Annotated in this window: 11 protein-coding genes and 1 tRNA gene; 4 read left to right on the forward strand and 8 right to left on the reverse strand. The window is 33.8% G+C overall.

All coding sequences use genetic code 11. The annotated features are described in order from the left end of the window. Positions 1-110 precede the first annotated feature (110 nt). The 5 genes from ACZ267_RS02610 to ACZ267_RS02630 form a co-directional block, all read right to left on the reverse strand. Positions 111-878, reverse strand: a complete 768-nt coding sequence (locus tag ACZ267_RS02610) for a tyrosine-protein phosphatase (RefSeq protein ID WP_047211245.1) — start codon at positions 876-878, stop codon at positions 111-113. Between the two features lie 237 nt (positions 879-1,115). Continuing rightward, the gene (gene phnE, locus ACZ267_RS02615) at positions 1,116-1,931 is read right to left on the reverse strand and encodes a phosphonate ABC transporter, permease protein PhnE (protein WP_047211246.1); all 816 of its coding nucleotides are present in this window, start codon (positions 1,929-1,931) and stop codon (positions 1,116-1,118) included. Then, positions 1,928-2,728 (reverse strand): phosphonate ABC transporter, permease protein PhnE, encoded by an 801-nt coding sequence (phnE, locus tag ACZ267_RS02620; protein WP_079449113.1) that lies wholly within the window; start codon positions 2,726-2,728, stop codon positions 1,928-1,930. Before phnE (ACZ267_RS02620) ends, phnE (ACZ267_RS02615) begins: the two co-directional genes overlap by 4 nt. Position 2,729: 1 nt before the next feature. Next, positions 2,730-3,503, reverse strand: coding sequence for a phosphonate ABC transporter ATP-binding protein (gene phnC / locus ACZ267_RS02625; protein WP_002466170.1), 774 nt, complete (start codon positions 3,501-3,503; stop codon positions 2,730-2,732). A gap of 147 nt (positions 3,504-3,650) precedes the next feature. Then, positions 3,651-4,607: a phosphate/phosphite/phosphonate ABC transporter substrate-binding protein gene (locus tag ACZ267_RS02630; protein WP_047211248.1), complete on the reverse strand. Its 957-nt coding sequence runs from the start codon at positions 4,605-4,607 to the stop codon at positions 3,651-3,653. A 219-nt stretch (positions 4,608-4,826) separates the two neighbouring features. Here ACZ267_RS02630 and ACZ267_RS02635 point away from each other — a divergent pair, with 219 nt between their 5' ends. Continuing rightward, the gene (locus ACZ267_RS02635) at positions 4,827-6,362 is read left to right on the forward strand and encodes a bifunctional metallophosphatase/5'-nucleotidase (RefSeq protein WP_079449114.1); all 1,536 of its coding nucleotides are present in this window, start codon (positions 4,827-4,829) and stop codon (positions 6,360-6,362) included. Positions 6,363-6,413: 51 nt separating this feature from the next. Here ACZ267_RS02635 and ACZ267_RS02640 read toward each other — a convergent pair whose 3' ends face one another. Continuing rightward, on the reverse strand, positions 6,414-7,583 hold the full coding sequence (locus ACZ267_RS02640; protein ID WP_047211250.1) for an MFS transporter: 1,170 nt from the start codon (positions 7,581-7,583) through the stop codon (positions 6,414-6,416). Between the two features lie 576 nt (positions 7,584-8,159). Here ACZ267_RS02640 and ACZ267_RS02645 point away from each other — a divergent pair. Together ACZ267_RS02645 and ACZ267_RS02650 are read left to right on the forward strand one after the other, a co-directional pair. Continuing rightward, entirely contained in the window at positions 8,160-8,291 is a 132-nt protein-coding gene (locus ACZ267_RS02645) for a hypothetical protein (RefSeq protein WP_002466168.1), read from the forward strand. Between the two features lie 120 nt (positions 8,292-8,411). Continuing rightward, positions 8,412-8,501: transfer RNA gene (locus ACZ267_RS02650), tRNA-Ile, on the forward strand. A gap of 109 nt (positions 8,502-8,610) precedes the next feature. Here the strand turns inward: ACZ267_RS02650 and ACZ267_RS02655 are convergent. Beyond that, on the reverse strand, positions 8,611-8,937 hold the full coding sequence (locus ACZ267_RS02655) for a hypothetical protein (protein WP_047211251.1): 327 nt from the start codon (positions 8,935-8,937) through the stop codon (positions 8,611-8,613). Between the two features lie 302 nt (positions 8,938-9,239). After that, positions 9,240-11,480, reverse strand: coding sequence for a YSIRK-targeted triacylglycerol lipase (gene lip / locus ACZ267_RS02660; RefSeq protein ID WP_058714616.1), 2,241 nt, complete (start codon positions 11,478-11,480; stop codon positions 9,240-9,242). 383 nt (positions 11,481-11,863) lie between these two features. On the opposite strand from lip, the gene ACZ267_RS02665 reads away from it, so the two are divergent. Continuing rightward, entirely contained in the window at positions 11,864-14,122 is a 2,259-nt protein-coding gene (locus tag ACZ267_RS02665; protein WP_047211253.1) for an ATP-binding cassette domain-containing protein, read from the forward strand. Positions 14,123-14,320: the final 198 nt, after the last annotated feature.

Below are 14,320 nucleotides of genomic sequence, written 5' to 3' on the forward strand. Positions count from 1 at the left end.
AGGTTAATTCATTTCCCAGGTTATTCATCCATACCTCTCTTCACTTGACCTTACACATTACTTTTACAACTATTGTCTAAATTATTTTCATTATTCATTCAAATTCATTTTTAAAACCATCTTAGAAATCGTCTCATCATCTCCGGCTCACATGGTTTATCCGAATAAACAGCTTCATTGTTCACGATAGCTTTAGCATTTTCAATCATTTCTTCTATTTTATTTCTATAAGGCATTAACTTACGTTCATCAAATAATTGTTTTAATACAAAAGGTCTATGCTCTACAGAATGTGCATCGGATGCTATAAAGTGTGCTAAATGGCATTCAATAAAACGTAATGATAATTTTTGAGCACTTCTTCCGAAATCACCTAACAAAGAACTTGCTGTCAATTGACTCATTGCTCCGTTACTAATCAACTCATACAATAGATACGGATTTTTGGCAATTGCTTTATTACGTTCTGGATGCGCTATGATTGGTATATATCCTAGAGTTTGTAATTCATTACACAGTCGATTAGCATTGTCTGGTACATCGCCAAATGGTAGTTCAATCAATAAATAACGTGATTTATTTAATCCTTGTATGCTACCATATTCAATTTCCTTAATCATTGCTTCTGTTAGCCTTACTTCTTGACCTGGAAATAATTCGATACCTAAGTCTTTAATTTCTGGTACTTTTCTCATTTCTGCTAATGTCAAAGAAACATCTTGAAAGCTATTATTAAATTTAGGGTTTAGATGGTGTGGTGTAGCTATAATGCCTGTGATACCTTCTTTTTTAGCTTGAGTAAGCAACTGAATCATGGCTTGTTTCGTTTTTGGTCCATCATCCATATTAACCAATATATGGTTATGAATATCGATCATGATTTGTCATCTCCATCATTGAATCATATATAATAGTGTTTAAACATTTAGGATACTCGTACAATGCCAAACATATTATATAAAATATTTATTTAATATTATTATACCACGATGACTTGTGAATTTATATTCGATTGCTAACTATATTTTCATCCTTAAAATAAGATTTTCTATAAAAATTGCTTCCTAATAAAAAAAGAGTTTCCCATAATGAGAAACTCTAGCCTATCCGCTTAATTAAACGATGCGTTTACGTATTGCGCCAGAAATCAAATCAACGATTGCTACCATGACTACAAGTCCAATTAATATAATACCTACACGGTCCCAAGAACGAGTTTGAATTGCAAAGATAAGTGGTGTCCCAATACCACCAGCACCTATTAATCCAAGAATCGAAGCAGAACGTAAATTCAATTCAAATCGATAAAGGATTAATGATAAAAATGATGGTAAAATCTGTGGAATAACTGCAAACACTAATGTTTTCATTTTATTAGCACCACTGGCTTTTAATGATTCTACGGCGCTAAAATCCAAACTCTCGATATCTTCTGCCAATAATTTCCCTAACATACCAACTGAATGAATACCGAGTGCCAAAACACCTGAAAATGAACCAGGACCTACCGCTTTAATAAAAATTAATGCCATCACGATTTCTGGAAATACTCGAATAACACTTAATATAAATTTGCTAATGCCTGAAACAGGTCGTAATTTCACCATATTTTGATCACCTAAAAATGCAAGTGGAATACAAATAATAGCTGCTATAAAAGTACCAATGACTGCTATAGCAAATGTTTCTAATAGCCCTCTTAATAAATCTTCACCTTCAGGAATATAAATATATTTTAAATCTGGGTGAAACAAACCGTTAAAAATAGCTTTTAAAATTTCAATAGATTTACTTTTGAGTTCTAAACTTGGCACACCTGAAAAAGCCCAAATAATTATACTCACTACTACAATTGCAATGAGCCATTGTTTAATCAACTTTTTTCGATGATTTTTAGTGTGTAATGGATATTGCGTTTCTTTAGTCGTCATGCGAGTTGTTCCCTCACTTTCGTACTAACGTAATCAATGATGACTACGATAACCAACGTGAATAAAATAATGGTAGCGGTTTTCGGATATTGAAATAGACCTAATGTTTGATCGTAAAACAATCCAATGCCACCCGCTCCTACTAAACCTAGCACGACTGAAGCACGTATATTTACTTCGAATGCATAAAGTACATATGAGGCAAATGATGATATCGCTTGTGGCACCACACCATAAACTATCCATGTCACCTTATTTGCACCTACCGCCGTCATCGCTTCCATAGGTCCTGGATCTATCGTTTCTAACGATTCGTATAATAGCTTACCTATGATACAAATCGTTAAAATAAATAACGCTAAAATACCTGGAATTTGACCAATACCAAACACAGCAACAAATATCGCCGCAAGTAGTAAATCTGGAATCGTACAGACAATATTCAATACAAATCGTGCAGGTATATTAATCCATTTCTTCTGTACTATATTACTGGCGCATAATAATGCGACTAGAATAGACACGATGCTTCCTAATACAGTACTGACAATCGACATTCTAATTGTGTCTAACATGGGTTGTGTAATTTGACTTAAGTAGCTCATATCAGGCGGAATCATTTGGGCAAACAAATCACCTATTTGAGGTAAGCCAACCATTAATTCCCCAACATTAAAGCCTGTATAAATAAAACTCCAAACAATTAACGCGATGAGTAATACAAATGTAAAACTTGTCTTGAGCGACATTTTCCGCTTTAAATATGTATCATATTTTTGTTGTACTGGTGCGGTCATATTAATTCACTCCCAGCTTTTCGTCTTCGCTAATTGAGCGTCCATAAATGTCACTAAACACATCATCAGTCGCTTCAGAAGCAGGTCCATCATAGACTACTTCACCATCGCGTAATCCAATAATACGAGTACCATATTCTCTTGCTAAATCGACAAAGTGTAAGTTAATTAAAATCGTAATGCCTAATTCTTGATTGATGTTCTTTAAATCATCCATAACCTGTTTCGTTGTTAATGGGTCTAACGATGCTACAGGTTCATCTGCCAATATGATTTCAGACTCTTGGCATAATGCACGTGCAATTGAAATACGCTGTTGTTGTCCGCCTGAAAGTTCATCCGAACGTTGATCATACTTATCTAAAATATTTACGCGTTCTAGTGCATGCATTGCTTTAATTTTATCTTCTTTAGGAAATAACCCAAGCACCATTTTCCAAGTCGGATGATAGCCCACTCTCCCACTTAATACATTCCTCAAAACACTAGAACGTTTAACTAAATTAAAATGTTGGAAAATCATACCAATGTTACGGCGCATTTCGAGTAATTCTTTTCCTCGTGCTTTCGTTATCGATTGGCCTTGAATGAAAATCTCACCAGATGTAATATCATGGAGACGATTGACTGATCTTAGTAATGTTGATTTACCTGCCCCAGATAAGCCAACTATAACCGCAAATTCTCCCTTTTCTATTTCTAAATTAATATTTTTTAATCCTACATGTCCGTTAGGATAAACCTTACTGACATCTTTAAATTCTATTTGACTCATGTTTGACACCTTTCTTTTACAAAGAAATACTAAGGCGAATTGAATATCAAAATCTCCCAATATTTCATCCAATTCAACACTTAGCATTTCAAAGTCATGTACTTTGTTTAAGTCATTTGAACTTTATTTAAGTAGTTGTTTTTTGCATTACTTCATATCTTTAACTGCTTTTTCATTTTCTCTGACAACATCAAATTTAGAATCATCTGTATCAGTATAACCTTCATGTGAGTATACTTCTTTAATTATTTTATGTCCCTCTTTGGTTTTTGAAATATCTTTAAATGCTTTTTTCAATTTATCTTGGAATTTTTTATCCATATCGGATCTTACAGAAATCGTATCATTAGGAATCGCATCCGTAAGTTTTAAAATTTTAGTATCTTTGAATACATCTGGTTGATCTTTCTTAACAATATTACGTGCATCGTTAAATACGGCTGCTGCATCTACATCACCATTTAATAATGAAATGATTGCTTGGTCATGCCCTTTAACGTTGACGATTTTCATATCTTTAGTTGCATTAATACCCGCTTCTTCTTTTAATGTAGCTAATGGGAATGTGTAACCTGCTGTTGAAGTTACATCTTGTAAGGCAATTTTCTTACCTTTTAAATCTTTTAAGCTTTTAATATCTGAGTCTTTCTTCACTAAAATTTCTGATTTGTAGTCATCCACAAGTTGCTTATTAGGTGAACCATCTTTGTTCACACCATAACGTTGTGCTTGTAATAATAAATCTGCTGCTTTTTGATCATGTGCTAATGTGTAAGCTGTAGGAGGTAAGAAGCCGACATCTACTTTTTTAGATTTCATGGCTTCGACAATTGTATTGTAGTTGGTAGAAACGGATACTTTAACTGGCATATCCAATTCTTTAGACAGAAGTTTTTCAAGTGGCTTCGCTTTCGCTTCTAATTTATCTGCATTTTGTGATGGTACAAATTGTACCGTTAGTTCTTTTGGTTTATAATCTCCAGATTTAGAATCTGAACCTTTGTCAGAACTCTTTTGATTATCTAAAGAGCTTGAATTTCCACATGCTGCCGTAAACATAATGACTGATAAAACAAGAATCAATAAACACTTCAACTTTTTCATCTAATAACTGTCCCTTCTAATACGTATTTGGTGTAATATGTATATAATAAAATTACACTTATAGATTACCACATATTAAAGTTATTTTGTATTATATTAAAATGAATTTTAATAACTTATTTTTAAATACAGTTGAAGGTTTTGTAAATTTTATTTAATAATACACAATGTAACAATATTGTTCTATAATTCATGATGAGTAAAGAGGAGTGATATTTTATGGAACAACTTGCGTTTTACGTAGTGAGCGATATACATGGTTACATATTTCCAACAGATTTCTCCAAAAGAGACCAATACCTACCTATGGGCTTATTGTTGGCTAATCATTTGATTGAAAAAGACCAACAACATTACGCTTATCATATTAAAATAGATAATGGTGATTTTTTACAAGGCTCACCATTTTGTAATTATCTCGTCTCTAATATCAAGAATAGTCAGCCTCTAGTCAATTTCTATAATCGTATGTCCTTTGACTTTGGTACGCTAGGTAATCATGAATTCAATTACGGGTTACCTTATTGGAAAGATACATTGAATCGTCTAAACTATCCGGTGTTATGTGCCAATATCTTTGAGAATGGTGAATTACTCACGCATCAGGGCATTCACTATTTCGATGTTAATGGTAAAACAATTGGCGTGATTGGATTAACGACGCAGTATATCCCTCATTGGGAACAACCTGAACACATCCAGTCACTCACCTTTGAAAGTGCCGTAACAACATTACAACGTTGGCTACCCGAAGTACGGCGCCAATCAGACTTCGTTGTTGTGAGCTATCACGGTGGCTTTGAAAAAGATTTAGAAACTGGAGACGCTACCGAAGCACAAACAGGTGAAAATGAAGGTTATGCAATTTTAGAACACTTCTGTGATGATATTGATATATTCATTACAGGTCATCAACATAGAGATATCGCAACGTTATTCAACCAAACGGCAGTCATCCAACCTGGTACACGAGGTCGATCTATAGGCAAAGTTGTTCTGAATTTGAACGATGACACTCATGAACACATTGCGTCATGTAGTTTATTAACGGTTAGCGATGATGATGACTTTGTTGTTAATGAAGATGATCGCTATTTAAGAAGTCAATTAGAAGACTGGCTCGATACTCAGATTGCTGAACTACCTAATGAAATGATTGTGGATGATGCATTTGAAGCTCGTATAGCACCACATCCATTTATCAATTTTTTAAATTATGTCTTATTAGCTAAGAGTGGTGCCGATATGGCATGTACAGCCTTATTTGATTCAGCAACTGGCTTTACAAAACACGTTACAATGCGTGATGTTATTAACAATTATCCTTTCCCAAATACATTTAAAGTATTACGTGTTAGCGGTGCAGATATTAAAGCTGCAATAGAACGCTCTGCTGAATATTTCGATTTTATTCAAGAAGAAATCACCATCAGTAAAGATTTTATGGAACCGAAACCTCAACATTTTAACTATGATATATTCGCCGGTGTAAGTTACACGATTCAAGCTAGTCAGCCTAGAGGACAACGTGTGTCACATATTCAATTCAATGGTGAACCATTAGACTTTGATCAAATGTATACAATTTGTGTGAATAACTATCGTTCGGTGGGTGGCGGTCAATATGATATGTACGCCAACGCACCAGTTGTTAAAGATATCCAAATTGACGGCGCACAATTAATTATCGATTACCTTCAAGCACATTCAAATTCTCATATTCCTCAGGTCGTCAATTTTAAAGTTAAAAAGTAATGATTAAATATGAGAAACCCTGCTCGATCACGTGTCGAACAGGGTTATTAATTAATTATGAAATTGTATGTGCTTTTTCTCGTAAACATTATTTACTGTATTGAGTATGATACCTAAAATAATAATACCACCAGATATGAATGTAATCGTCATATATGGTAATCCAATTGATAATAATATTGAACCCAGTATAGCACCAATAAAGTTAGCTACATTAAATATAGAAGCAGCTAGCGTACTTGCTAGTAATGGTGCTTCATGTGCACTTAATATAATTTTACTATTTAACAGCGGTGTTGTACCAAATGTTCCAAATCCAAATAAGAAACAAATGAGTAATGCTAATACTGCATAATGAACAAAAGTAACGAATAAGATAATAGTAATAAATAATAAGAGGAACGTATAGAATAAATATTTAGTTAGAGCGTGTTCTGGTACACTACCTGTCACTAAATTACCAATTACACCACCTAGCCCAAATAAGAATAAACATACGGTTAATCCAATTATTTTAAAAGGTGCATAGTCATGAATCATTGGTTCCATAAACGTATAAGTTGTAAACACACCTGAATAACCAAATACGATGATAGAAATCACAATTAAAATGTGTGGGTTCTTAAATACGGTTAATTCTTTAGAAATATTGGCTTCCGCGCTTAATGAAACGTGAGGTGTAAACTTCATCATACCTAACATCGTTATCACTGCTAAGATAATCATGATACCAAATACAACTCTCCAATTAGCCAAGCCACCTAAAAATGATCCGAACGGCACACCAATCATGACTGCTATCGTTAGACCCGCTTGAACTAAGGCAATTGCTTGCGGTTTCTTAGCTGGTGGTGCAACAGCCGCTGCTACACTCATACAAACGCCAAAGAACGGCGCATGCATGGCTGCAGACATTAATCTTGATAATAAGAGCACATTAAAATTAGGCGCTAACATTCCTACTAAGTTACTCACGATAAATATAGCTACAAGCACAGGTAACAAGCGATGCGCATGGACTTTCATCGTAAATATACGCATGAATGGACCAATCACTGCCACACTAATCGCATAGACACTCACAAGCAGTCCCGCGCTTGAAATAGATACATGCATGTCATCAGATATTTGTGTTAGTAATCCTGTGACAACATACTCAGCCATACCAACAGTAAACGTACCTAACATAAAAATAAAAAACATCATTTTATTTTCTCTCATCACTGCTTCCCCCTTTTCGTTTCGTTCAAAAAATCAACATGAGTGATATACTACAAAAGATTTTGAACAACGTGAAGAGGTATATAGAAATTTTTCGAAATCTTCAATACGAGTTTTCATAAGCTTTCATTTCATTTTCATTATATTAAAATTAAGACAATTTTGGATTAGGCATTCTAGAGCACTATCATCTTAATATCATTTCATTGTAAATTGAATGTCTATACATCATCATGCATATGATTAATTTTTGACAATCATGTGACAAACTTGATATTGATTGGGCTAACCCACATAACCCTATTATATTATGATAGATACTAAATGAACGTTATAATGAAATGGAAGAGCAATACGATCATGAATATGGAGGTAGCTACAATGACATCCCAACAAGACCAGAAAGACGAAAAAAGTAATTGCTGAAGATGAAAAACAAACTAAAAACTCATTTTGGGCAGACGTATTTAACTTTTTACCTGAAATGGTAGGTGGTCTTATGCGTCTAATTCGTTCATTGTTTTAATGTGTGCATTTAACTTTTGTTATTATGGTGCTTAATCGGAGGGATAGATTTTGGCAACAAAAAATAAAAATCGTAAAAGAAGTAAAATGGACATTCTAAAAGAGACAACCAATGAAATTTTATTTCAAAGTATACCTGAAATCATTTATGGCTTGATTCGTATAGTTAAAGGATTCATTTAACTATAAAATTAAATTGATTCTTTTAGAATATTGCACGTCTTTACAAATTTTTAATTTTTTAATCCATTTATCTTTACATTTACTATAGATAGTTATATACTGTTCTTTGTTAATTGATTTGGAGGGATACTCAAGTCTGGCTTAAGAGGCCAATCATTTATGATTGGTAGGAGCTTCGTGCTCGCGTTGGTTCAAATCCTTCTCCCTCCGCTACTGAATATTTATTATTGTAACCTGAGGCATTTCTATATGTCTTAGGTTCTTTTTGTTCACCAATAAAGGCGTCCCGCATTGTGCGAGACGCCTTATTATTTATGAATTATTGATGTGGATGGAATGTTTTTCGCGGTGCATGAATAGTCACGTCATATTTATCAGCGATGCGTTGTGTTTCTTTATCCACTAATTGATTATATTCTTTAGTTGATACTTCACTTGCTTTTGGTAATCTCTTTTCTAATTCTGCATATTGTTTCTCTGACATACCCTTAGGTGCAATTCCACCATAAGGACGGTCACCTTGAGTTGTTTGATGTTGGTGTTTGGCAGTTTTATGTACTGAGCTTGCGTCCGCCACACCAGATACACCTGCAACTGCGAGTGTGCCTGCTAATACTGAACCTGCTAACATTGTCATTTTTTTCATTTTTAAAATCTCCTTCCAAAAGTGAATCATTGACACATCTATATCATAACAACTTTTTATAATTAAATAATTTATTTTTATATTTCTTTAAATATTTTTTACTTTTATAAATTTAGATATTTAAATTCAATTGTTTTTTTACATTAAAAAAGTACCTCACATGCTCATAAAGCATGTGAGGTACTTTACTTATATATTACTTAAGTAATTCTTTTAATACTTTGAAGAATGATCCGATTAATTGGAAGAAATCCGCAGTCATAGTGCATGCTCCTTTCTTTATTAAAGATATAGTATCTTAATTATGCTTGTGCTTTTTGCTCTGATGTTAACTTTTCACTTTGTACTAAATCATCTGCTAGACCATGCCAGAATTGTTGTAATTCTTCTCTAGTTCTTACTGTATCAGAACTATCTTGTCCAACAAAGTCAACATGATCCCAATCATGTTTTGTAGGTGTTACTTGCCAAATACCTTTTTGGTTTTTATCTGTTGCTTGTGTATATTTTTGATTAAATGGATGTTGTGAAGAAATCACAGATACAAGTCCATCATTTTCTCTCCATTCTTTTTCGTTAGCTTTACCGATCACATTTCCAGTTAAAATAAATGGTAAGAACATGTTTAAATCTGCTTTTTGTCTACCAAATAGTGATGGATGTGTTGCCTCACCAGTATATGTTTTATATACAATATTTGGATTTAATGATGTTTTACGGTTTAAGTCTGTTGCACCATCTCGAGTTAAATCATAGAAACCATTGTCTTGTGATTTCCATAACTTAGAGTTTTTCACACGTTTAGCATAATCGATATATGATTCATTTGGTTTTTGTTTTAAGCCCCATTGAGATAAACCAAAGTTGACTCTTGAATCTTTATTACCAAATGCTTTACCAATATCATAAACAACCTGTCTTACAACCGCTTCATTACCTAATACATCTGAAGCGTGAGTACCATTATGTGGTGTACCAAGTGTTGTAATTGAAGAAACCATATTATCATTATTACCTTTGAATAATGGTGAAATTGTGCCACCATGTTTCTTCTGATATTCAATTTCCTCTTGGTTACCATTTCTTAAAAGTTCTTCAAGTTGGCGAATCGTTTGTCCACCCATACTATGACCAACTAAGTGCACTTTTTGACCTGGTTTCCAATCTTTATATACACCTTCATATGTTTTACCATATCGCTCATGACCATATTTCGCAGCATGTGCTGCACCGTAATCTACACGACCACCCTTGATATAGTAGTATAGTTCTACCGCTCTGTCATAGTTACTACCGAAGGCACTGATACTTGCTTCATATGATTTGTAGCCGTTTTCTTCTAAATCTTGGCGAATATTCATTTTATCGCCACCCCAATAATGTGATAAAACAGTTGGGTTAATATCATCAGTGAATCCATTAAATCCATGAACGAGAATGATAGGATCATGATTTTTATACTGTTGTTGTTTAGCTTTCTTATTTGTTTGATCTTTATCTGCTACGGCTACTTTATTTTTAGACTGATTATTTAATGTGGCAACTGTATTCGATTTTAGCGCTTGTAAACCGTCTTTTTGTTCTTTATCTTTTTTACTTGGATTATCTTTTGATAATAATGGTGAATCTTTTTCTAATTGATCAAGAGAGACAGGTTGCTTTTGTTTTGATTTTTGAGATGAATCAGTTTGATTCGGAGCTGTTGCTTTTTGTTCAACTGATTGTGCTGTCACTTTTTGTTGGTCTTTTTGATTAATTGTGGCATCTGCTTTTTCTTTATTCACAGTAGCATGAGTCGCTTTTTCTGTAGCATGACGTCGAGAGAAATCTGGATCGACCTGTTGCGCTTTATGATTTTTATTGAACTCTGAATCTACATCCGCTTTCTTTTGCGCTTGCTTATGACTAAATTCTGGATCCACTTGTGAAGCTTTATGTTTGCTATTAAATTCTGGATCTACATCATGTTGATGTGTTTGAGTTGATGATGCTTTATCTTGCGCCTTTGGACTAGGTGTTGGCTTTTCTTCTTTTGTTGCTTTGCCATCAGCTTTGTCCTTTTGATTTGGCGTTGTAGCATCAGATTTTTCAACAGACTTTGTTGCTTGATCTTCTGTTGTTTTTTCTTTAGTTGTTTTAACATCTTGTTGCACTTGATCAGCTGATTGCTCAGTTTCTACTGTTGCATCTTTTGTTTGTTTCTCTTCAGTATTGTCTTGTGACGTTTGTGTAGTATCTTTCTCAGATGTTTCTTTATGTAAGCTTGTTGGTGTTGCATCTTGTTGATTGTCATTTTGTGTTTCAACGCTATCGTTACGTTCTTTTAATTCACTAGATTGATTTGTTTGTTCATTTTTAACATCATTTCCCTGTTGTTCCCCAATAGATTGTGCTTGTTGTGCTTCTGAATCAACATTTCCCTTATCTTGATTTTCAGCTGCTTGAGCAGAACCTCCACCAATAAATAATAATGCTGCAATTAAAATGGAAGATGTTCCTACACTAAATTTACGAATACTATATTTATTTTCTCTATTTTTCATATTCGGCACCTCTATTTTATTTTATTTTTAAATCAATCCTAAATGACTAGATGAATAAATTGACAATTGCACGTGGTAAAAACTCAATTAATTTTGTAAACCAAGCTTTCATAAGAACCATACTTTCTTTTGTTAGTAAGCGCTTACAATAATGTTAAAATAAACAATTTCGACATCATCACTTACACTTACTTTAACTAGTAATTGATTAAAATGTTACGAAAATTTGTCTGAAAAGTCAATAATCAAATCCAATTCTATACAATTTTTATTTTTTGTAATTATACACACTTCATCTTATGGCGAATAAGCGCTATTAAATGACTATTCATAACGAATTGAAAATACATATTAGGGTAATACCGTATTAAGAGGTGAAACACATGTCAGAAATCAAAATCATTGGTGCCAAGCAAAATAATTTAAAAAATATAGATGTAACCATTCCTAAACATCAATTAACTGTTTTTACAGGGCGCTCCGGTTCAGGTAAGTCTTCCCTAGTATTTAATACGCTAGCAGCCGAATCTGAACGTTTACTCAATGAAACTTACTCGAGTTATATCCAGCATCAATTAAGTCAATATTCCAAACCAGAAGTCGATCAAATTCAACATCTACCTGTAGCGATGATTATTAATCAGAAACGTTTAGGTGGTAATTCGCGTTCTACAGTAGGCACGATTTCAGATATTTATGCTTCTGTACGTTTATTATGGTCGCGTATTGGAGAACCATTTGTCGGATACTCCGATGTCTTTTCATTTAATAATACACGAGGCATGTGCGAAACATGTTCAGGATTAGGCTATGTCGAAGATATCGATTTAAATGAACTGCTTGATTTTGATAAGTCCTTAAATGAAGATGCGATTAACTTTCCATCATTTCGTCCTGACAGTTGGAGAGGAAAACGTTATTTATATACAGGTTTATTTGATAATGATAAAAAATTAAAAAATTATACTAAAGAAGAATTAGACACGTTTTTATACACAGAACCAACAAAGCTTAAAAATCCACCAGCAAATTGGCCTAGAACCGCAAAGTTTGAAGGATTAATTCATAGATTTAGACGTTCCTTTTTATTAAATGATAACTTTGAGAAAAAACGCTTTGCGAAAGATATTGAACGTGTTGTAACTAAACATGCTTGTCCGTCATGCCAAGGTAAACGACTTAATGACAAAGTATTAAGTTGTAAAATCAATGGGATGAATGTTGCTGATTTTACCGATTTACAAATCGATGATGCTTTAGCGTTTTTAGAAACGATTGAATCGACCAAAGCACAAGTTATTATCGAACCACTCAAACAACAACTTAAATCATTGAGCTATGTTGGTCTTAACTACCTAACTTTATCACGGGAAACGACATCTTTATCAGGTGGTGAATCACAGCGAATTAAGCTCATCAGACATTTGAATAGTCCACTCAGTGACCTTGTCTATATTATCGATGAACCGAGTGTGGGACTTCATCCTGAGGATATTCAACGGATTAATGACTTAATACAATCTTTAAAAGATAAAGGCAATACAGTACTTGTTGTAGAACATGACCCTGACGTTATCAAGACTGCCGATCATGTTATAGATATTGGACCTTTAGCTGGTAAAGATGGTGGCGAAATTACATTTGAAGGCACTTATAGAGATTTACTCAAATCTCAAACGAGTACCGGCCAAGCACTTCATCGTACGCATACTTTAAAAGATGACATTAGATCAAACAATGATATGTTAGAGATTAATGATATTTCTAAAAATAATTTGCAACATATCACTACTCAATTGCCTAAACATGCAATGACTGTCGTAACAGGCGTAGCAGGTTCAGGTAAAAGTTCATTAATCACATCAGCATTTGAAAAAAATAGCCATGCGATTTTCATAGATCAAAAACCTGCCCACGCATCAAACCGTTCAAACTTACTAACTTATTTAAATATCTTTGATGACGTGCGCGAGTTCTTCAGTCAACAAACTGGGCTTAAGAAAAGTATGTTCAGTTATAATTCTGAAGGTGCATGCCCTGAGTGTCATGGTAAGGGCATAATTAAAACTGAGTTGGCATTTATGCCTGATTTCTCTCAAACATGTGAAATGTGCGGTGGTACAAGGTATCGTCCCGAAATACTTGAAGCCAAAGTTGATGGCTACTCAATTGCTGATATTTTATCATTAACTGTCCAAGAAGCCATCGAAAAATTCAAAAATGATAAGCACATTGTTCAACCATTACAAGCTTTAGCAAATACTGGCTTAAATTACATGACACTAGGACAATCTCTAGATACGCTTTCTGGTGGGGAGATACAACGTGTTAAATTGAGTAAATATTTAACAGAAACCGTACATGATGCAATATTTATTTTTGATGAACCTACGACTGGTCTTCATGAAGACGACCTTCCCATACTCATCGAATGTTTCAATCATTTAATTGATCAAGGTAACACAGTAATCCTAATCGAGCATAACTTAACAATGATGACACAAGCAGATTGGTTTATTGATATCGGTCCCTATGCAGGTGATAAAGGCGGACAACTCCTTTATAGCGGCGAACCACAGGGCTTACTTGATGTTGAACAATCTGTAACCGCCAAACATCTAAGAAGATATATCGAACAATAGTATATTGATGGCAGACGAAACCAGTACGTGAAGACAAAAACGTACTGGTTATTTTTAGCTAACATGATTTAATAACAGCTTAGTCAGTGGGATTGAACTTCATTAATTCTCAATTATTTTTTTCTTTGAAAATGTTAATTTTTCCTCATTATTTTTCATAATTAATGTTATGCTTAATTTGTTTGAAATTATATGTAT

This window comes from Staphylococcus sp. AC872 (genome assembly GCF_979255425.1).

What these genes read in the sequence shown, in the direction of transcription:
- ACZ267_RS02665 (WP_047211253.1), top strand. Translation starts at nt 11,864, where the DNA reads ATGTCAGAAATCAAAATCATTGGTGCCAAGCAAAATAATTTAAAAAAT.
- phnE (WP_047211246.1), bottom strand. Translation starts at nt 1,931, where the DNA reads ATGACGACTAAAGAAACGCAATATCCATTACACACTAAAAATCATCGA.
- ACZ267_RS02630 (WP_047211248.1), bottom strand. Translation starts at nt 4,607, where the DNA reads ATGAAAAAGTTGAAGTGTTTATTGATTCTTGTTTTATCAGTCATTATG.
- lip (WP_058714616.1), bottom strand. Translation starts at nt 11,480, where the DNA reads ATGAAAAATAGAGAAAATAAATATAGTATTCGTAAATTTAGTGTAGGA.
- phnC (WP_002466170.1), bottom strand. Translation starts at nt 3,503, where the DNA reads ATGAGTCAAATAGAATTTAAAGATGTCAGTAAGGTTTATCCTAACGGA.
- ACZ267_RS02610 (WP_047211245.1), bottom strand. Translation starts at nt 878, where the DNA reads ATGATCGATATTCATAACCATATATTGGTTAATATGGATGATGGACCA.
- ACZ267_RS02655 (WP_047211251.1), bottom strand. Translation starts at nt 8,937, where the DNA reads ATGAAAAAAATGACAATGTTAGCAGGTTCAGTATTAGCAGGCACACTC.
- ACZ267_RS02640 (WP_047211250.1), bottom strand. Translation starts at nt 7,583, where the DNA reads ATGAGAGAAAATAAAATGATGTTTTTTATTTTTATGTTAGGTACGTTT.
- ACZ267_RS02635 (WP_079449114.1), top strand. Translation starts at nt 4,827, where the DNA reads ATGGAACAACTTGCGTTTTACGTAGTGAGCGATATACATGGTTACATA.
- phnE (WP_079449113.1), bottom strand. Translation starts at nt 2,728, where the DNA reads ATGACCGCACCAGTACAACAAAAATATGATACATATTTAAAGCGGAAA.